Genomic DNA, 20,203 nt, shown 5'->3' with positions numbered 1-20,203 from the left:
TTGTTGCGTCACCGTAGCCGGGCTCGGCTCTCAGAGTGGAAGCAATTCTTTGCTTCCCATGGTGTTCCGATAGGTTGCCGCGCGGCTCCCGTTGATCACCGGCACCAATCCCCCAGACTGATGGCTCAGAAAACAGTGCCTTACACCTTTGCCACAGTTCGACCCCAAGCGTCTATGTGAGCCAAGCACAGGAACGATGACCGCGGCGTTGCAGAGCCCCCGCTGCAAGCACTTCACCCTATGGAGACATTAGCTTTGCTCGCAGATCGAGCATCTAATCCACCCCCAAATCGACTGTTTGCCCGTTTCCGATTCGCTGGTTACGTCAGCGGACTTCCCCTGAGGAGATGATCCCATGTTATGGACACAGCATTTTATCGACCGCCGTTTCCGATCGGCTGCCAAAAGGACTCAACGGGAAACGCTGGCGAGACGGCGTCGGTTCAGTAGAAACACGAGCCCGCGAGTCGAGCGTCTTGAGGACCGTCGCCTGCTCGCCTTGGATGTCACGTCGTTGGCTTCTGCTGCGGGAGCCAACGCATTGGTTGAGCAACTGTTGGGCCCAGGTGTCATAACGTCCAATGTCGAGTTTACAGGGCACATCGGTACAAACGATGTGAAAGAAGGGGATAGTTCGTCAGCCGGAAGTTTTACTGGCGGAACGGGAATCATTGGGTTCGAGAGTGGAATTGTCCTCAGCAGCGGCGGGGTCCAGAATGTCATCGGTCCAAACGTTTCCGATTCGATTAGCCAATTTAACGGGTTAGCAGGCGACGCTGACTTGGATGTTTTGGTCAGTGGGGCAACCCATGACGCCACCATTCTCGAGTTTGACTTTGTCCCCACCGAGAACACGATCATCTTTCAGTACGTGCTATCTTCGGACGAATACAACGAGTTTGCCAATTCGAATTTCAATGATGTATTTGGTTTCTTTCTAAACGGATCCAACATTGCGTTACTGCCTGACGCCAGCCCGGTTAGCATTAACAATGTTAACTTGGTCGACAATCCGGCACTATTTCGCAACAACGACAATCTCGGTTTGGTCGACACTGAGATGGATGGACTGACCCAAGTGTTGTTCACAGTGCAGGCCGCCGTCGTCCCGGGTGTATCGAATCACATCAAGCTCGCTATCGCCGATACGGGTGACTCAAGCTATGATTCGAATGTGTTTATCCGAGCGGGGAGTTTCAGTAGCATCAATGACGCCATTGTGCTTCCCGACTTCAACATCAACGGCAGTTTCATTTTTGAGGTCTTCAATCCACCCGGTCAAGGCGAGCCACTGGTGATTTATGACCCCGACGTGGCGATTGGCTACGATTACGAGATCTCCGCTGGGGCGAACTTCGCAACCGTCGAGTTGCCTCCAGGGCTGACCGATGGGATGTACACCTTGCATCTCGACACGGATGCCGTTGCCCCAGGCATTCAAGCAGGCCCCGCCGTCGCGAATCTCACCGGGGGCGTTCCCTTCGATCTGCTGACGATCGATCCTTCGGGTCTATCGGCGTTCCAAATCCAGGGCATTGAACCGGAGGCGAATGTTGACCCAACCAATGAGGCTGCCTTCCAAACTGGCTTGAACTTTGTTGGTGTTGCGCCACCAATGACAGTGTTTAGCATGACCCCGCTGACCACGTTCGTCGCCGGATTGAAGGACCCTGGTTTCTCCTACGTCGACGCTAACAACGACAAGATATTTGATCCCGCCGATGGTGATGTGTCGTTGCTGAGTGGTGAGTTGGAGGATGGTGTGTTCGACACCGCCGTTGCCGAAGGCGATTATGTGCCTCCCGCTGGCCCAGCGGGTCTGGTTATCAATGGTCCGGCAATCTCAGCTCTGACAATCAACTACAGCGCCGACCTTGATCTGACGGTCAATACCGATCTGACAGCGACGAAGCGGGGAGGCGTACTGGAACTGACATCCCGCAGCGATGACGTGCTGTTTGATGATCCGACGGTCACCGCAGTTGGCGATCTGGTCATCAATGCTGCTGGCGATGTACTCAGCGAAGACGACAGCTTGCGTGCGACCAGTGCGGGATCCCGAGTCGACATTGATGCAGGCGGATTGATCTTCCTCAACGGCACCGATGTGGTCGGGGGCAGTGTCATCGAGATGGATGCGTCGAAGATCACGTTGGTTAAGCGGGACGGCGTTGATCCGACCACATTGACCGCCACGGTCAGCAGCGTTGGCAAGATCGACCTGAACGCGGCGATCGTCGAACTACGCGATGTCTCGGCGATAGCACGCAAGGACTTCGTGATCGACGGCGACGAGGTGACGATTTTTGGAAGTACGATGACTGCAACTGCGAACAGCCAGGGTATCATCAACGTGCATGGGAACGATTTGGTCGCAGTTGACGGATCGACGCTAACAGCCAGCAAGGCGGTCACGGCCGAAACATACGCTGTGGCTGCGACAGGACTCTCTGCAAATGGATCCACGATCAAAGCGGTGGGAGCTGGAGCAACGACTGTCGACCTGATTTCGCACGGTAATGTCGAAATGAGTGGCTCCGTTGTCAATGCCAGCCAGAAAGTGAATGTCAGCGCCGGCATTTCCGTAATGGCCAACGGTGCCGTGCTTAAGGCTGACACGACAGCCGACGCCTCGGTGTCGGTCAAGGCGATGGGCAACATTACAGCCAATGGAATCCAGGTGCACGCACGCGCGATGGCCGAACTGGAAGCCGAAGGATTCTTGGAGGCATTTGGAAACGCCCTGTTCGAGGCAGTCAAAAGTGATGGGAGGGTCAACCTCAGTGCAGGCGACAATCTCTTAATCGGTGACGCAACGGTGCATGCAGGGAAGACAGTGAACATTGAATCGACCGGCGGGTTGATCAATGCGGTTGGAGCCGAAATCCTGGCTTGCGTGAGCCCGACCAGTGTGGTGACGATCAGCGCTAATAACCAGGCCTTACTTGAGGATGCTCTGGTTCGTGCTGGATTGCGGATCGACATCTCTAGCATGATTAGTTTTGTGATTTTGGACCATACCAGCATCGGCATCACACGAGCCGGCACGGGTGACATCGTCGTCTCGGCCGCCGAATTTATCAGTGTCGATGGTGCCACGCTCAAGGCCCCCGATCAACTGCTTCTGCTGCAAAACACGGGACTATTCGGCACTCCGCTGGATGACACCCCTGGCACGCTTCCGTGTCCATAACCAATAGCGAAGTCGGGTTTGGGCAAGCGGTGATTTGTTATCGCTTGCCGGATGACCATGTAGCCCTCTCACTCGGCCCATAAGTAGCACGGTGAGGAAAAGATGCAGGACTGCTTCCCGGCTCCCAGGCGACCGTTGGGCAGGCAAAATGCCTCGCTTGAAACGCACGGGCTAGAAAGATGTGATTTACCACGCCTTGAACCGGCGTGATGGACGCCGTGACCATCATTCACAAAAACGCCGACACAAGGCATTCAAAAACATCTTGTCCGAGGGATTGCAGCTCTATCCCTGCCGAATCCTGGCCAACCAATTGCTGCCCAATCATTGGCACTTGGTAATGCCTCCATTGAACCGCTGCCAACGTTACTCTCACCCAGGCCGATCCGCCCCACGCCGAACAGACTTAGGCGAGTCAACGAAGCCCTCGACCTCCCCCATCCACTCCGCGTCTGTCCGGCCAACCCCACCCTCCCGTAGTGGATCTTGCTAAAGATCCCGCCTCAGGACAAACGTCAACCACACTCAGTCGACCTCATTCAATGACGACTCCGCATCAAAGCAAATGCCCCCGCCGCAGACCTGAACGTAAATTGCGCGGTCTTATTTGAACAGGAGCAAACAGAGGGAACAGAGCGACAAGTCGTCTCATCTCCGCTGCCTCCCTTTCCTCCTGTTCAATGACTTCTTCCGCAATCGCATCGAGTCGTCACCTTCAACCATTTTAAGATTTGCAATTGTCAATTTAACTTTTTCAATTCGCCCCCCCGCCTCGCCATCGCTGCAAGCATTAGCCCCCCCTGCAAACAACACACGCATCAACCAGCATCCCCAAGTCCCCAAAAGGGCGACAGGAAAGACAGACGTCTACGGCGATCGGATGAGTCATTCTGCACTCGCGCAAACGCAGCGGCGTCAGAAAAAAAGGCCCGCGAATCGACGCAAATCAACGCGAATACTTGCTCCGTCTCAACGGCCTCAGCCTAAGCCAAACTCCCGCCCCCACGCCGTCTTTTCAATCTTCGCCACCTCGCAGGCAATCCACAATCCGATGGTGTTGGCTGCGTCCCCAGCCAACCGAATTCGCATGCGAGAAAAATTCTGGTAGGAACATGGAGGTAGGTAGCTAAGGCGGTTCACTGTTGACTGGCGATCGTGGTGAAGGTTCCCTGGTGCCGGCGCTGTTTCTTCAGTCTCACCGTCTCCATCAGCCACCTCTCCCGAGCGCAGCACGGGAGAGGTCGGACGGGCCCTCAAGGCCTCGTCCGGGTGAGGGCTTGTCACCAGCTCACTCGCACCGTCCATCAATTCCGCGTCTATCCGGCTAGCCCCACCCTCCCGTAGTGGATTTTGCTAAAGATCCCGCCTCAGGACAACCGTCAACCACTCTCAGCCGGCCTCATTCAATGACGACTCCGCATCACAGCAGATGCCCACGCCGCGGACCTGAACGTAGATTGCTCGGACAATTTGAACAGGAGCAAACAGAGGGAACAGAGTTACAAGTCGCCTCATCTCCGTTACCTCCCTTTCCATCTGTTCAATGACTTCTTCCGCACTCGTATCGAGTCGTCAGCTTCATCCATTTTAAAATTTACAATTGTCAATTTAACTTTTTCAATTCGCACTCCCTCCCCAACATCGCTGCAAGCGACTAGCAATCGCAGTGCGCAGCAAGGGCGACAACCATCATCCCCAAGTCCCGAAAGGGACGGCATGCTGTAGCCCACGGCGTGAGCCGTGGGTTACAACGCAACCCAAATCTGAAAGCCCCGAAGGGGCGACAGGAAAGACCGACGTCTACCGCGATCGGACCAGTTATCTTGCACTCGCGCAACCACAGCGCCGTCAGAAAACAAAGGGCCCGCGAATCGACGCGAATTAACGCGAAAGCTTGCTCTCTTCTAACGCCCTCAACCTAGGCCAAGCTCCCGCCCCCACAACACCTTTCCAATCTCCGCACCGCCCATCAATTCCGTGTCTGTCTGGCTAGCCCCACCCTCCCGTAGTGGATCTTGCTAAAGATCCCGCCCCAAGACGAACTGGCTTAGGCGAGTCAACGGTGCACGCGACCTCGAATCCACCCTCCGCCGGCGGAAACCCCAAGAAACAAGTACTGACACCGGATCGGAGGCCCGGACACCTTTTTTATTCCCGCAGCCGGTTGCTTCACGAGACACCTGCCGTCGCGTTGCGACTGCAGGGAGAGTTTATCTCTGATGGCCGCAGTGCAGGCTATCAAGTTTACCGGTCTCAAATTTCCCTGCCCCTCCCCATCTTCCTGCCCAGCCTCTGGTTGCACAGAGCGAACCAGCCATCACGCGGCGAGTTCGATGCGATTTCGAGATCAGCTGTCCAGCATACCGTCCTAGAAATCTTTCTGTCGCACCAATTTTTCTGTCGTCACATTGGGTATGAGCAATTTGTTACGGCGGCACAAGCTCGTCTCAGAGACTGCGAAAACGCGAGATACGACAAGACATCCCACAAGTATCATTCGACTACCGTCGTGGTATGAAGTCGACAGAACGAGGAGACTGCCATGGCGTTTCGCGATTGGGTTTAATCGGCCAGGGCTTCCCCATTTTCTAACCTCCCATCTTTTAACCTTTCACTGCGTCCCAGTTGCGTGGCATCGGGTTGCAGACAGCAACATCTGCCGTCGCGTTGCGACTGGCAAGGCCAGGAGAATCACAAAACAATGACAACCGCTAGACACCGAGGCCCGCACGTGGTTTGACACGAAAACAGACGCTGAGTGGCCTGCGATGCTTGACACTCAGCGTCTTAACAAAAAATCGCTGGTAAGCGAATCATCTTATCGTACGTTGGCAGGCTGACCTTGGCCAACGTGCGGAACGTTCGACGAATTTGCTGCCGGCGTCGCAGGAGTGATCACTCGTTCCGAGATGACCTGCGGCTGCGACGTCACGCCGGGAGAACTGTAGATCACTCGCGGTTGCGAGGTGACGACGGGCGAACTCGAAATCACGCGAGGTGCGGTGACGACGTTGCTGGGCAAGGTGTAGCTCTGCTGCACGACCGGTGCCGAGGACGGGACGTAGGAGGGTGCTGGCGTGTAGGTTCGCGGTGCGACGTAGCTTGGCGTGGTGTAACGCGGCGTGCTGCGGAACATCGACCGGTTGCTGCTATAGCTGCGATTGGTCGACGTCTTGGGAGCGAAGTATCCCTTATTCGCACGGTGGCGTCGTTCGACCGTCGAACGCGCCTTTGCGGCCTCGGCGGTGTCAGCAATCAGGAAGCTGCCCAGCAAGGCGGCGATGGCAAAAGCACTGGTGAAATAGCGTGACATCTTCAAAACCCTTTCGGTGTTCAGCGGCCCGATCATCACAGACATCAACTTCGATGCCTTGGCGAAAGACCGACTTAGACAAATCCGCGACTCCGGTGCAAGCACCAAACATTCGCTGATGATCTTGATGAAACGTCTAAGCGAGGAGCGTACCAATCGTAGAGTGAAGCTCTAAAAAAAACCTCGAATCCATCCGCGGGACTGAAGAAAACAAAAGGATATCCGGAGGTTTTTAATAGGAAACAATTCAGAAGAATTTTGTTAACGACTCTTCGGGTTCGAAGCCTCCACCCCCGCTCTGTCAAACGCTAGCGACAGTGTTCGCGCCCGTTGCTGTCGCCGATTGTTGACAACGGTACTCGATCGCTTCAATGGTGACGGTGCGGCAGCCACTGGGGATCATGACACGCACTTGCTGGCCGAGATGACGTCCGAGGATCGCGGTGCCCAGCGGCGATAGCACCGATAGCTTTCCGCGGGCAATGTCCGCTTGTGCTGGGTCAACCAGTGTGAACATATCGATATTGCCCGTTGTCACATCCGACAACGTCACGTGACACCCCAAACGAATGACCGTGTCGGGAACTCGGTCATCCGGCAAGCAAATCGCGGAGCGGAGCCGGCTTTTCAATGTATCGACGCTGCGATGATCCGCGATGACGGCGACGGATTCATCCTCGATTAGCTGCAGCAATTCCGTTTGATCGTGCTCGGTGATGATGGGTTTGCGGTGTGGCATGAGAGAGTGTCGTCCTTTGGGTGAATCAAACGCAGTGGCAAAGCCTGACCACTGGAGCAATCCCGGTACCACACGCCGCAAATCAGATGCGACAAAAATGAGCGACGGATAGCGACGCCGCGCAAAGACACTGTCAAAACACGTGGCGAATTAGCGACGAAAATCGGCGGCGTAGATTTCATGCGTCTTCAGAAGCTTATGTAATCCTTGACGTGACAAACCAGCTTGACGCGCCGCTTCGGAAACATTCCCAGCGTTCGTTTGCATCAACGCGACCAAGTACTGATACTCGGCTGCTTTCAAGGCTTCGTCTCGCGAAACTCCCGCAGTGATACTGGCGAAGCTGGGCAACTGCCCACCGGAACCCGGTGTCGACGTGGCGGCATCGGCATGAATGTCACTGCCAGCCCAGCGTGGCTCAGTTGCATTTGTATCCCCTTGTACGTTCTTGGGCAGATCCGCCGGCTGGATCAAGTTGCCTTTGGAAAGGGCGATCGAACGCTCGATCACGTTTCGCAGCTCACGAATGTTTCCTGGCCACGAGTACGCCTTGAAGACTTCGAGTGTGGACTCGGCAAATCCGTAAACCCGTGAATTGTTCTTGGTCAGCAGCTTCAAGAAGTGATCAGCGAGCAGCAAAACATCATCTTCGCGGCGGCGGAGCGGTGGCAATTCGACGTGGATAACACCGAGTCGATAGAACAGGTCTTGGCGGAACCGTCCCGCATTGACTTCGGCGTGGAGGTCGCGGTTGGTGGCGCAGATGAATCGGGTGTCGACTTTGACCTGCGTGTGGCTGCCAACCGGCGTGAAAGTTTGCTCCTGTACCGCTCGCAACAATTTCGCTTGCATTGGCATCGGCAGCTCCCCGATTTCGTCTAAGAACGCCGTGCCGCCGTCACATTGTTTTAACAAGCCGTCTTGATCCGATACCGCTCCGGTGAATGATCCTTTCTTGTGGCCGAACAACATCGATTCGAACAACGAATCGGGGACCGCGGTGCAGTCGATAACTTGATAGGAACCCTCACAACGATGGCTGTGCTCATGAATGGTTTTGGCAACGACTTCCTTGCCGGTGCCGCTTTCACCGGTGATCAAAATGTTTGTGTCCGTGCCGGCGACGCGATCGATGATTTCGAATAGCTCCATCATCGGTGCGCTGGCACCAATGAGGCGGGGAAACAAGTGTTGAAGTTCCGATGCGGGCCGAATCGGTATCTCTGCGGCCTTGCGGGTTTGATTTGCGTGTTCGATCGCATGCTGAACGCTCCGCAACAAATCCTCGAATTTCACCGGTTTCATCAAGTAATCGGCGATTCCAAGGCGAATGCTCTCGATCGCAGTCGGCAAGCTGGGGACGCCAGTGACGACGATGATGGGAACGTGTTTGCGCAGCCGGTTGTGATCGTGAAGCAATTCAAGCTTCAAATTGCCCGGCATGTTGAGGTCTGACAAGACGAGATCAAAATCCTCACGCTGCAATGCCTGCATCGCTAGATTGGCGTCGGGAACACACACGCATTCGTAACCGTTCTTTCGCAATAGCTCGCCGGTCGTGCGAAGGTAAAGCGGTTCATCGTCGGCAACGAGAATTCGATGGGCCATTAGTCGCGTCTCCACCTGGGCAGCATGACTCGAAACGTCGTTCCTTCTCCAACTTCGGTGGCAACGTTGATTTCTCCGTCCATCGATTCGATCAGGTTGCGTGTTACGGATAACCCCAACCCCATCCCTTCTTTGAGTTCGCCTTTGGTGCTGAAGAACGGTTCAAAAATATGCGGAAGCACGTCATCGCTGATCCCGCTACCTTGATCAGCGACCAGAACGGCAACCCGTTCGTCTTTGGCATCGATTTCAATGCGAACCGTCGCACCGGTCGGCGATGCCTGAATGGCGTTGCGAACGATGTTGAACAGGATCTGCTTCAGCTCGTTCTCGGGCAGACGTGCCGATGTGGTGGAACGCTCGGGAATGACCTGCAATGTCACTCCGTGGCGGCGCGCGATCGGTTCAAGCAAGCACACGCAATCGCGGATTGTTTTTTCGATCGTCAATTCGGTAGCGGCCAGCGGACCTCGCTTGTAAAGCTGGTACATCTGATGGATGATCGAACTGATCCGTTCGATTTCCTTGTCGACCAGATCCAAAAGGTCGTAGTGCTCGTGCGTCGGTTCCAGCGAATCCTTGAACAACGCGAACGCGTTGCGGATCCCCGCCAAAGGATTGTTGACCTCGTGAGCGACGCCGGCGGCCAGTTCACCGAGGGCGGCAAGTTTTTCCATCTGCTGACGGTGCTTCTCAAGCTGCGTGATCCGAACGGTGCGTTCTTGAACCAGTTGCTCAAGATGCTCGGTGTACAGTCGCAGTTGTTCTTTCAACCCCTGTCGGTCGGTGATGTCGCGAACGCTGGTGCGAAAACCTTGATGCGTTCCCGCGTCGTCATACATCGGTTGCCAGGAAATGGCCATCCAACGAGCGTTGCCATTCCGATTGACGATTTCGAACTCCAAATCGTTGTTTGATTTCTTGTCGATCGCATCCTTGAGCATCTTACGCATCCGAGCCTGATGCCGCTCTGCTACGATTGGCAACGGATATTCAGGCATCGCCAAACATTCATCAGGCGAGTAGCCCGTCATGCGCCGCACGGCATCGTTAATCCAAACAGGCTTTCCCAACGGGTCGTGCCAGCTTTCCCAGTCGTAGGTGTAATTGGCGACGGTGCGAAACATCGTTTCGTTGATATTGGGGTCGCGAAGGTGTCGGTACGGCATGACGATGATTGCGGCGGAAACGGATTGCCAATAAGCGTTGATCCCGGTTGACGCTTGGAAACGTTCGACGACACGCAAAGCAGGAACTGTGCCGACGAAGATTGACCGACGTTTTTCTAATCATTGACGCGTCGCGACGTCAACCTATGTCACCTGCTGCTTCCACTGTCGACGCCGGTTGACACTTTCGCTAGCGCATAGAAAAACCGACTTACCACAAACCAAAGTTCATTTGTGGCAAGCCGGCTCTTGATGTCAACTGGGGAATCGGAAACTCGCTCCTTTCATCGGCGAAGCGGGTGGTGCAAGGTTACCGAAACAGGTTGAACAAAGCACCGGGGTTCGAGGTATTGCTTGATCCGCGTGTCTTCCGCGGACCAGGGTGATGCAGTTCGGCGCGACTGCTGCGTTGCCAACCCCAAGACTTGCCGCTGTTGCTCTTGTGAGTCTTCGGTGTGTGATGCACACGCGGACTTGCGTGATGACGAACGACGTTCTTTGAGTGATGGCTCGAGTCCCAAAATCCTTTTTCGGGACTATGACGACGCTCGACGGTGCTGCGAATCTTTCCTGCTTCGGCAAGCGAAGCTCCACCGACGAAACTGAAAGCGATTGCGGCTATCAATGCGTACTGAGCTTGTTTGAACATATTGGATACCTCAAAGGTATAGAGTTGGTTGTCTTCCCAAGCCTCATGCTCGGGAACGGAGTCGCTCTATCGCACGGGCAGTGCCAATCCCCAAATCACAAACGTCGAAAGCATGTTAGGCAACGCGAAAACCCGTGTTTTCCGGGTTCAAAAACATTTCAGGATTTCAATCGCAGCGAACGATGATCAGCGTTGACATGATTTTCATGTCACGACTTGGCGACAGAAACCGTTGACGCTGTCAACAGCCATTTTCACCTGAGCGTCTTACCTCTCCGAAGAGGATTGCGTTTGTTCCTATTTTTTCGTCAACGACATTCGGACATCTCCGACGTCCATCGACGTTGCGTCAAAGGGGAGGGCGGCCCCAACACGGGGGCTGCTGGCGAGCTGATGGGTGGGATCTTTAGCAAGATTTTTTAAAGGAAATTCGCGGATGCAGGATCTTTAGCAAGATCCACTACGAGATGTGTGTCGTGGGAGCTTTGGTACGAGATGCGAGCGGAGAACTTAGACGCGGGATCTTTAGCAAGATCCACTACGGGGCTCGCGAAGGAATGATCCGACGTCAGAGGCGGCGGGCGACTGTGTATGCCCCCAACGGAAACTGCGATAGACTGGGGATAACCGTTCCCTGAACTTCTGACTTGAGATTGAATTGGATTTAATACGATGAGCCGTGCGCTATTGGTGATTGATGTTCAGCAAGAATATTTTTCGGGTGCCTTGCCAGTGACTTATCCCGCCGGTCATCTCGATCAAATCTTGCGAGTGATGGACGAGGCGAAACAGGCGGGGGTTCCAACCGCTGTGATTCGGCACCACCAACCCGATCCCGATTCCCCCATCTTCCGGCTCAACTCTGACGCATGGCAACTGCATCCCGAGGTTGAAAAACGACATCGCGATGTGTTGATCGATAAACAATTGCCTGGCTCGTTTACCAACACAAATCTTGCCGAGTGGCTGAAGAAAGTCGATGCCGACACGGTCGCCATTGCGGGTTACATGACGCAAATGTGCTGTGACACCACGGCCCGCCAAGCATTTCATCGCGGCTACAAAGTCGAGTTCCTGCGTGATGCCACCGGAACACTTGACGTCGAAAACGAAGCAGGCTCGGTGACCGCGAAGCAGTTACAAGATTCGATCCTGGTATCTCAGCAGATGTTCATCAGCGAAGTGATCGCGACGGACGCCTGGATCGACCGCCTGCGATAAACCCTGCGTCGTGCGAACTCGGCGGAAAGGATGCAGCCACTTCGAGGCTGTGGACGTAATAGTACACCCCGGCACACCATCGCTTCCGTCCGGCTTGCCCGGGCGGGGCGGGCAACTGGAAGCTACCAAGGCCCTCCCACTCCCATTGGATCTCTGTTGGGCCTGTCCCGGCGGGATCGACAGATCGTTTTTAAGCTTGCGTTTTTGCTTGCCGCATCAATGAAATCAATGCATCGAAATCGGACGCGGTCCGCACATGTCCGCGGTAAATGTCACCGGCCCAATCGCCCGTTTCCTCGACTCTTTCGAAATTGGGAATCGCTTGAATGATCTCGTCTCGGGTGACGCGAAAGAAATCAGCACAGCGGTCGACGTAGACTCCGTACGACAGCCCTTTGTCCACAGAGCTATCGACCGGCGAGAGCGCCGCCAACACGGCCCCCGATTTGAAAGGAGCAATTTTTCCGTTGAAGGCAACGTTGCTGCGGGTGGTAGTCATGCTATCGAACAACGCTCTCATCTGACTCACCAACAGCGAGTACACTTCACCAACTTGTTTCGCATCTGCGATTTCCTGCAGCTCTTGTTCGGTTCGCGGCCGCCGTCGCCCCGCCGAACCACTCGCTCCCTTCCGGCTCTCAGCCTCTGCGGTCTGGCCAATCACGCGAGGTACCAATGTTTTGATGCCCTGCCCAACATAGTGCTTGATCTCAACGGCCAACACTTCGGCGGGGTCCATTTGCTCATTCAAGAACTCCACAATCCGTCGCAGTTCCATTGGAATGACATCGGCAACAATCATGAGTCGCAAGCGGCCTGCTTGTAGATTGGTTTTTACTTGTTGCCAAAACCCGCTGACGTCTCCATCGGCGCCAAGAAACACACCGAGACGTTCGTCCGGATCGACATCGTCTCGCTCGCACTGTGCTTGATACTCGACTTGAATTTGTTCCAGCGACCAATGCACCACCGCGTTGGCAGCGTAATCGAGTATCTGGCCGACCACCTCGCGCCGCAGACGCGTGTCGGTACTACGTTTGATCTCGACCAGAGTCGGAACGCTGTCTTGATCGATGAACAAATGGTCGAGAGACCAGCGGTCATAGCCTGATGGCAGGTCAGCGACTCCCATTTCACGGCGGATCAACAGCCAATGCCGCGGATCGTCACTGCGTATTTGGTCGCCTGCGAGCAGATCGGGATACTTTTCCACCAACGTTTGAAAATCGTCTTCGCTGACAAATCCGGATTCCACCATTTCAACCAGTTCGCCGCTATCCTGGATATTGAAGATTCTGCCAGTCATGGGTCATATCGCATTGTAGAGGAAGCACCGCGAGAAATTGATCGCAGCTGAGGATGATTGTAAGCCACCGACAGCGTTTCATGATTCTAGCCGAAACACCTCGTCCATCCAAAGCAGCGGCCCCTTGTCCACCCGCGCCGCTATGTTCACCAACTCAGCGGAACGTCTGGTACGCGGCGATCTTTTTGATCAGCGAGTCGCTCATCATCTTCAAACAGGACGAAGGACCGCATGTAATCCAGAAACAGCTCAGGATCGAAGACGCCGCGAACGACTTTCTCCAACTGGCATTCCAGTAGCGGCCGATCGTCTTCGTTCTTGATCGTCTCCCACGGTATGAACCGTTCTTGGTTGGCTGTCAGCGAACCGACGCGTGCCGTGAGCACATCGCTGATGACCAAGGCCACGTTATAGGCCAGCAGGTCCGAGATTTCGTCGTTGTAAGTTTGCAGTTGCGAGTAAGCCTTCCACACATCGGCCGATTCATCCGCCGGGTTCTTCAGCTCGAATCGATCAAAGGTGAGAAATGCTGTCTTCTAAAAGTTCTTTCTCGAACTCGGATATTGGCAGGATATCGACATCCAAATCCTTCAAGTTTTCTAGCGTCGCATCAAGATCGCCTTCGGCCGCTATTTCGTTTTCAAGTTGTAATGCCGTTTGTATCGGAACACCAAATTCTTCGAGCGCGACCAATCCGGCGTCAACGAAATAGTTCTCCACTTGAGCCGCGAACCAGAAATAGTTGCCCGTTTCAAGTCCTTCGCGTTCCAACACGTCTTCCTGAATCAAGCTAATCGTTCGCAAAAGTCGCGGCAGATGAAAATTCGCCCAGAGTCGCAAAAAATCTAGGACCTTCTGAACTGCTACGTCTGGTTCGTCTCGTTTTAACTGAGCTTCGATCAATTCTCGGATAGATGGCCTATCGCGCAATCTCCAAGTCAAAAATGTTAACTGGCTCGCTGACACAGCAGAGCCGCTACCCAGCCGATGACCATTGAACTCCGAAAAAATCAGCTCACAGATTTGGCGTAGTTGCTGGTACGTCGGCCATCGCGTCCATGATAAGTTCGCCTTGTATTCGTCACCGGACTCCGCGATCAATTGTGCTGCATTTATCTGCTGTTGTGGGTCAACACCTTTGTTTTGTTGTATGACCTCAAAGCTTAAATAGGGATCATCGACGAATCGTTGAACGCGTGCACGCGATACCTCAGTGAGATCATCGTCATCCATCTGAACGATCAATGAGTCGGACGCCGCCTCCGACTGCGACAAAGCAGGAACATCCACAAATGGCAATTGGGTTTGCGGGTCATCATGAAACACGTAGACGTGCCCTACAAAAAATTCAAACATTCTCCCCGACCTGCCCATAATGTTGTTGAAAGTAAACCGGTCGATGTCTACACGATTAATCTGATTGTCAAGTATTACGATGTTTTTTGCTTTCGTATTTACTCCCTCGATCAAGGTCGAGGTGCACACAAGAAAGTCGAGTTCTCCTTCATTGAATTTGCGGACAACATACTGCGCCAATGCACGTGGAACCCGTCCATGATGAATACCGATGCCATTGGCCAATGCAATCGGAAAATGCCACTCTGGGTGGAAATTCTCGCCGATCCACTTTGCAGCTTCTTTAGTTTCGTCGCTCGTGTTGCCTAATCCAGCTTCGACCAATGCCCGCGCGACGCGTGATGCACGATTCGGCGAACTACAAAAGATAATCGTTTTTGAGTCGAGCTGACGACAGAGTTCTACCAACGAAGCATTCTCATCTTCACCAAACTGCATGCGATGAATCTGCGTTGCAACGGTGTGATAGTTCGGGTGATGAACAACTTTCAATTCGACCCCAATGTGATCTTGGTCCGTCACACCGCGGATGTCGGGACCAAGCATGTAAAACTGCGCGCCACTCTTTGCGAGAACGTAAAACGCTTGATTCAATAGCCCCGCCCGGTCATCGTTTCCATCTCTTGGGAAGAGCTTGTAGAACTCGTCAATCACGAAAAAATCAACGAACGACCAATCTTCCGATTCCAAAACGCGTTCTTGCGTCATGACGAAAATATTTCGTTTTGTCTGGGCTTGTGACGAACGAGTAATGACTTTGAATTCGCCTGCGAACTTCTTGGTCAATCGACGTCTGGTTTCGTCGATGAGGGCTAATGTTGGAACGACAATGACTATGTTGTCGTATTTCCCCGACGCTATTGCGGCATCAATTATCAAGCTTTTGCCAAAGCTTGTCGGTGCGCTGAGCGCAACGTTCTCACCTGACATTAGAAGGTGGTATACATGCGCTTGGGCCCTATGGAAGACCAATTTCTTCTCCATATTGTCCGGGCGGTGCGCTTCGTACGCGAGTAAATCCGCAATGGATAGATCGGTCGGGTCAAGATAAGGAAATAGGCCTAGTCTACGAACCAATCCGTCAATGATTCCGTCAAACTCTCCAAATTCACCACGGTGTTCCATCGCCCGCAACACTAATTCGTGGGCATCAGCAGACTCCGCGTCTTGGTTGACAATTGTGCAAAGGTCAGACGCGACCTCAAATACGTCTGCTTGAATTTGACCTTCAACCGGAATTCGTTCAAACAAGCTGTCTGCTAGTTTCCTATCAATTGGCATGCTTCCAATCTCCTGTCGAACGATTCAACTAACAGTTTCTTCTTCGCCATCGGCAGCATAAAAAGGTGAAAACGAATATCCGTCGGAAGGCCTTTTGAAACAAAGTAGTCATATGCGACCGAAATCTCCGCCTCAAACTCTTTAGCGTACGCGTCACTTATTTTCTTGTGCCTACCAATTGCTTTACTTTCATACGTCACGAACACAGGGATTGTTAAACAATCGAACACGTCATCAAGCGACGTGTTTTTGTCCATGAGTTTTTTTAACCGATCGGCGTGACACCATCGGTCATCAATCTTGTTGGTTATGAGCGCGAATTCCGATCTCAAGTAGTCTCTTTGCGTATGCTCTTCAATCTCTTTGATTGCGTCTCGGATTGCCTGCTTCACGTTGCTATAAAATTTGACTTCGCCAAGCCAAAGTTCAAGTGAATCATCGGTAGCGACAACGTGTACGGCGTCGAATCCCTTTACAGTGACATTCATGGCGTCTTTGTAATAGAACTTTGAAATTGCAGGCAAGGTGCCAAAAAGGTTCCGCAAACACGCATGGAGAAGGATTTCGCCAATCTCACCTCGTTTGTTTCTGCTCGTAGACGACGCGGTCTTTGTGTCGTAGATAACTTGAGCGGCTCGGTTTAGTAATCTCGCGATGTTGCCGATTCCAAGGGACTCCTTCTCTTTCTCAGTTAGCGAGAAATCTGGTAGCCACTCAATCAAATGGCTGGCCAGTTGATCCGAACGCCAAGCGCCTTTCTCGAAACCCGCACAAAGTCCCGTAAAGCCGGGGTCAGAGGACACGTCGTGCACGCGGGCATCTAAAAACGGTGTGGGGATTTCGTGACTGTTGCTCAAGTGGCTACCCCTAAAGTTGAGGTTCGATCGGGCAACGTTGAATCTTCAGTTGCGATGGGATAATGTTTCGTGGTCGCAACCTTTTCGGCGAAGGGGACGCCGTCGTCTTCCACCTCTTCGGCTCCGACGTAGCGACCGGGCGTGAGCATGTTAGTCCCGAAGGGACAGCATGATTTAGCCACGTGTGCCAACCCGGGGACGGATGGACGACGACGATCGCAAAGCCCCGTAGGGGCGATATGAATTAATTGCGTGACGCTTCCTGTCGTCCCTTTGGGACTGGTGGCGTGGTGGAGATTCTGGTTCCATGGGCTGACGCCCATGGCTACAGCATGTCGCCACTTCGTGGCTAAAAGTGGCTGCCGATCATTCACGGTCAAACCCTTCCAGCTGAGGCTTGTCGAGAATTGCTGCGTATCCGAATTTGCCATTAGTCATTTGCGCAGGGGGCCAAAAGAATGAATGGGGCGTCACAAACGTGACCACTTCCGTAGTATCGCCTTGCAACAGACCAAAATCCTATAGTCTACACACTTCGCTAGCAAGCGTCCGCAAACCGGATGCGATGGCATTGGAATCACGAGAGATTCTTAGCGGCATCTCCTGTCGTCCTTCGGGACTCAGGCGACTCGCGTTCGATAGGCTGACGCCCGTGTCTACAACATGTCACCACTTCGTGTTGGAGGGTGCAACAACGCATGGCGTCCTCAGTAACGCATTGCTTGCATCCTGCTTGCCCGGGCGGGCATCGGGAAGCTACCAAGGCAACCTCCCAATCCCATTGGATCTCCGGCGGGGTTGTCCTGGCGGGATCGACGGATCGAGTCGTGTGCCCTCCGGGGCAAGCCCGAAGCGGAGTACGGCTGTCTTATGCTTTCGCTCGGTAGCCATCACGTGTTTCCCTCCGCCGAGACAAGCTCGCTGGAAGGATGCTGATAATCACGCTGAATAATGCCCGAAAGGATGCGGGATCTTTAGCAAGATCCATTACGGGGATGGGGTGTTGATGGAGCATTGGGGCGAGATGCGAACGGATAACCTAAACGCGGGATCTTTAGCAAGATCCACTACGGGGCGGAGTGTTGATGGGGCTTTGGTGCGAGATGCGAACGGATGACCTCGACGCGGGATCTTTAGCAAAATCCACTACGGGGACGGGGTGTTGATGGGGCTTTGGTGCGAGATGCGAACGGATGACCTCGACGCGGGATCTTTAGCAAGATCCACTACGGGGCGGAGTGTCGATGGGGCTTGGGTACGAGATGCGAACGGATGACCTCGACGCGGGATCTTTAGCAAGATCCACTACGGGGATGGGGTGTTGATGGGGCTTTGGTGCGAGAGGCGAACGGATGACCTAAACGCGGGATCTTTAGCAAGATCCACTACGGGGATGGAGTGTTGATGGGGCTTTGGTGCGAGATGCGAACGGATGACCTCGACGCGGGATCTTTAGCAAGATCCACTACGAGGATGGGGTGTCGATGGGGCTTGGGTACGAGATGTGAACGGAAGACCTCGGCGTGGGATCTTTGGCAAGATCCACTACGGGAATGGAGTGTCGATGGGGCTTTGGTGCGAGATGCGAACGGATAACCTAAGCGCGGGATCTTTAGCAAGATCCACTACGGGGATGGAGTGTCGATGGGGCTTGGGTGCGAGATGTGACCGGATGACCTCGACGCGGGATCTTTGGCAAGATCCACTACGGGAACGGAATGTCGATGGGGCTTTGGTACGAGATGCGAACGGATGACCTGGATGCGGGATCTTTAGCAAGATCCACTACGGGGCGGAGTGTCGATGGGGCTTTGGTACGAGAGGCGACCGGAAGATCTTAACGCGGGATCTTTAGCAAGATCCACTACGAAGGCGGAGTGTCGATGGAGTTTTGGTACGAGAGGCGACCGGATGACCTGGATGCGGGATCTTTGGCAAGATCCACTACGGGGATGGAGTGTCGATGGAGCTTTGGTGCGAGATGCGACCGGAAGACCTCGACGCGGGATCTTTAGCAAGATCCACTACGAAGGATCGGGCGGTGCGGCTTACGCTAATAGATCGTGTACGACGTGGCCGTGCACATCGGTCAGCCGGAAATCGCGGCCTTGGAAACGGTACGTTAGCTGTTCATGATCGAAGCCCAATAAGTGCAGGATCGTGGCCTGCAAGTCATGGATGTGCACCGGATTTTCGGCAAGCGAAAATCCGAGTTCATCGGATTGACCGTAATCAAATCCGCCTTTGACTCCGGCGCCGGCCATCCACATCGTGAACGCGTCGGGGTAGTGGTCACGGCCGAGCACCTTGCTGCCAGCCGTTCGGCCTTCACGGAACGGAGTGCGACCAAACTCGCCTCCCCACACAATCAACGTGTCTTCGAACAATCCACGCTGCTTCAAATCGTTGATCAACGCGGCGATCGGCTTGTCCATCGTGGCACATTTCTTGGTCAATCCGTCGGTGATTCCCGTATCGGCTCCGGTGCCATGGAAATCCCAGCCCCAATCAAACAACTGGACAAAACGGACCCCCGACTCGACCAATCGTCGAGCAAGCAAGCAATTGTTCGCCAGACTCGATTCGCCTGGTTTCGCTCCGTATGCCTCCAACGTCTTCTGGCTCTCTTGCGAGATATCCATCACCTCGGGAACCGCAGTCTGCATGCGAAACGCAAGCTCGTATTGTGAGATACGCGTTAGAGTTTCAGGGTGCCCCATCTCGGCCGCCTGCAGTTCATTCAAATCCTGAAGCGCGTCAAGCGTTTTGCGACGCATCGAGCGATCCATCCCATTGGGGTCCGATGCATAGAGCACCGGGTCGCCTTTGGATCGGCACTGAACGCCTTGGTAGACCGAGGGCAGAAACCCGCTTCCAAACGATGCTTTGCCGCCGTTGGGCTGAACCCCGCTGGAGATCAACACCACAAAGCCGGGCAGATTTTCATTCTCGCTGCCTAATCCATACGTCACCCACGATCCCATCGACGGACGGCCGGATCGAGGCGAACCGGTGTAAACCAACAATTCCGCCGGAGCGTGATTGAATTGATCGGTGTACATCGAATGAACCATACAAAGATCGTCGGCAATGCCATGAAAATGAGGAACCGCATCGGACATCCACGTTCCATGCTTGCCGACTTGAGACCAGGTCCGCGGCGACCCCATCAACTTGGGTGTACCGCTGGTGAAGGCAAATTCACGTCCCGCTAAAAATTCGTCCGGACAATCTTGGTCGGAATTTTGGATCAAACGAGGCTTGTAATCAAACATGTCCAAATTCGGTGGCGAACCGGTCATGTGCAAATAGATCACGCGTTTGGCTTTGGCTGGAAAATGAGGCTGCCGCTGCGTCAAAGGATCAGCAGCGGGCTTCGCCGCGGAAATGTCGGCGGCCTTGGTATCGCCCATCAACGACGCCAGCGCGATCCCGCCTAGGCCCGCGGCGGATTGCTGAAGGAAGTGACGACGGGTTTGAATCTGCAGTTGTTTGAGTTTGGGGTGCATCG

The 20,203-nt window shown here is 54.1% G+C and carries 11 protein-coding genes and 1 pseudogene; 2 read left to right on the top strand and 10 right to left on the bottom strand.

Annotated elements, in window-relative coordinates:
- The first annotated feature begins 355 nt into the window (after window positions 1-355).
- A complete protein-coding gene (locus ABEA92_RS09745) occupies window positions 356-3,193 on the top strand; it encodes a choice-of-anchor L domain-containing protein (RefSeq protein WP_345683628.1) in 2,838 nt (945 codons plus the stop codon).
- Window positions 3,194-6,011: 2,818 nt separating this feature from the next.
- Here ABEA92_RS09745 and ABEA92_RS09740 read toward each other — a convergent pair.
- The 5 genes from ABEA92_RS09740 to ABEA92_RS09720 form a co-directional block, all read right to left on the bottom strand.
- The gene (locus tag ABEA92_RS09740; protein ID WP_345683627.1) at window positions 6,012-6,551 is read right to left on the bottom strand and encodes a hypothetical protein; all 540 of its coding nucleotides are present in this window, start codon (window positions 6,549-6,551) and stop codon (window positions 6,012-6,014) included.
- Between the two features lie 256 nt (window positions 6,552-6,807).
- On the bottom strand, window positions 6,808-7,245 hold the full coding sequence (locus tag ABEA92_RS09735; protein WP_345683626.1) for a GreA/GreB family elongation factor: 438 nt from the start codon (window positions 7,243-7,245) through the stop codon (window positions 6,808-6,810).
- Between the two features lie 150 nt (window positions 7,246-7,395).
- Complete coding sequence (locus ABEA92_RS09730; RefSeq protein ID WP_345683625.1) at window positions 7,396-8,853, bottom strand: sigma-54-dependent transcriptional regulator; 1,458 nt, start codon at window positions 8,851-8,853, stop codon at window positions 7,396-7,398.
- The gene (locus tag ABEA92_RS09725) at window positions 8,853-10,100 is read right to left on the bottom strand and encodes a sensor histidine kinase (protein WP_345683624.1); all 1,248 of its coding nucleotides are present in this window, start codon (window positions 10,098-10,100) and stop codon (window positions 8,853-8,855) included. The genes ABEA92_RS09730 and ABEA92_RS09725 overlap by 1 nt, the downstream gene beginning before the upstream one ends.
- Before the next feature lie 232 nt (window positions 10,101-10,332).
- The gene (locus tag ABEA92_RS09720; RefSeq protein WP_345683623.1) at window positions 10,333-10,671 is read right to left on the bottom strand and encodes a hypothetical protein; all 339 of its coding nucleotides are present in this window, start codon (window positions 10,669-10,671) and stop codon (window positions 10,333-10,335) included.
- Window positions 10,672-11,343: 672 nt separating this feature from the next.
- Here ABEA92_RS09720 and ABEA92_RS09715 point away from each other — a divergent pair.
- The gene (locus tag ABEA92_RS09715) at window positions 11,344-11,892 is read left to right on the top strand and encodes a cysteine hydrolase family protein (RefSeq protein ID WP_345683622.1); all 549 of its coding nucleotides are present in this window, start codon (window positions 11,344-11,346) and stop codon (window positions 11,890-11,892) included.
- Window positions 11,893-12,082: 190 nt separating this feature from the next.
- On the opposite strand, the gene ABEA92_RS09710 is transcribed toward ABEA92_RS09715, so the two are convergent.
- The 5 genes and pseudogenes from ABEA92_RS09710 to ABEA92_RS09690 all read right to left on the bottom strand — a co-directional run bounded on the left by ABEA92_RS09710 (window position 12,083) and on the right by ABEA92_RS09690 (window position 20,201).
- Entirely contained in the window at window positions 12,083-13,198 is a 1,116-nt protein-coding gene (locus ABEA92_RS09710; RefSeq protein WP_345683621.1) for a hypothetical protein, read from the bottom strand.
- Between the two features lie 160 nt (window positions 13,199-13,358).
- Window positions 13,359-13,704 (bottom strand): annotated as a pseudogene (locus ABEA92_RS09705) (type I restriction endonuclease); the annotation flags it as partial.
- 7 nt (window positions 13,705-13,711) lie between these two features.
- Entirely contained in the window at window positions 13,712-15,835 is a 2,124-nt protein-coding gene (locus tag ABEA92_RS09700; RefSeq protein ID WP_345683619.1) for a DEAD/DEAH box helicase, read from the bottom strand.
- Entirely contained in the window at window positions 15,814-16,692 is an 879-nt protein-coding gene (locus ABEA92_RS09695) for a HamA C-terminal domain-containing protein (RefSeq protein WP_345683618.1), read from the bottom strand. The genes ABEA92_RS09700 and ABEA92_RS09695 overlap by 22 nt, the downstream gene beginning before the upstream one ends.
- 2,048 nt (window positions 16,693-18,740) lie before the next feature.
- Window positions 18,741-20,201, bottom strand: coding sequence for a DUF1501 domain-containing protein (locus ABEA92_RS09690; protein WP_345683617.1), 1,461 nt, complete (start codon window positions 20,199-20,201; stop codon window positions 18,741-18,743).
- Window positions 20,202-20,203 lie beyond the last annotated feature (2 nt).

The organism is Novipirellula caenicola, from assembly GCF_039545035.1.
GTDB classification, from domain to species: Bacteria; Planctomycetota; Planctomycetia; order Pirellulales; family Pirellulaceae; genus Novipirellula; species Novipirellula caenicola.
The sequence above is the reverse complement of the archived record's forward strand: the minus strand, read 5'-3'. Positions and strand labels throughout refer to the sequence as shown.

Bases quoted from the DNA above. Each gene is read 5' to 3' on its own strand.
- ABEA92_RS09730 (WP_345683625.1), bottom strand. From the start codon at position 8,853: ATGGCCCATCGAATTCTCGTTGCCGACGATGAACCGCTTTACCTTCGC.
- ABEA92_RS09720 (WP_345683623.1), bottom strand. From the start codon at position 10,671: ATGTTCAAACAAGCTCAGTACGCATTGATAGCCGCAATCGCTTTCAGT.
- ABEA92_RS09700 (WP_345683619.1), bottom strand. From the start codon at position 15,835: ATGCCAATTGATAGGAAACTAGCAGACAGCTTGTTTGAACGAATTCCG.
- ABEA92_RS09715 (WP_345683622.1), top strand. From the start codon at position 11,344: ATGAGCCGTGCGCTATTGGTGATTGATGTTCAGCAAGAATATTTTTCG.
- ABEA92_RS09735 (WP_345683626.1), bottom strand. From the start codon at position 7,245: ATGCCACACCGCAAACCCATCATCACCGAGCACGATCAAACGGAATTG.
- ABEA92_RS09745 (WP_345683628.1), top strand. From the start codon at position 356: ATGTTATGGACACAGCATTTTATCGACCGCCGTTTCCGATCGGCTGCC.
- ABEA92_RS09710 (WP_345683621.1), bottom strand. From the start codon at position 13,198: ATGACTGGCAGAATCTTCAATATCCAGGATAGCGGCGAACTGGTTGAA.
- ABEA92_RS09690 (WP_345683617.1), bottom strand. From the start codon at position 20,201: ATGCACCCCAAACTCAAACAACTGCAGATTCAAACCCGTCGTCACTTC.
- ABEA92_RS09740 (WP_345683627.1), bottom strand. From the start codon at position 6,551: ATGTCTGTGATGATCGGGCCGCTGAACACCGAAAGGGTTTTGAAGATG.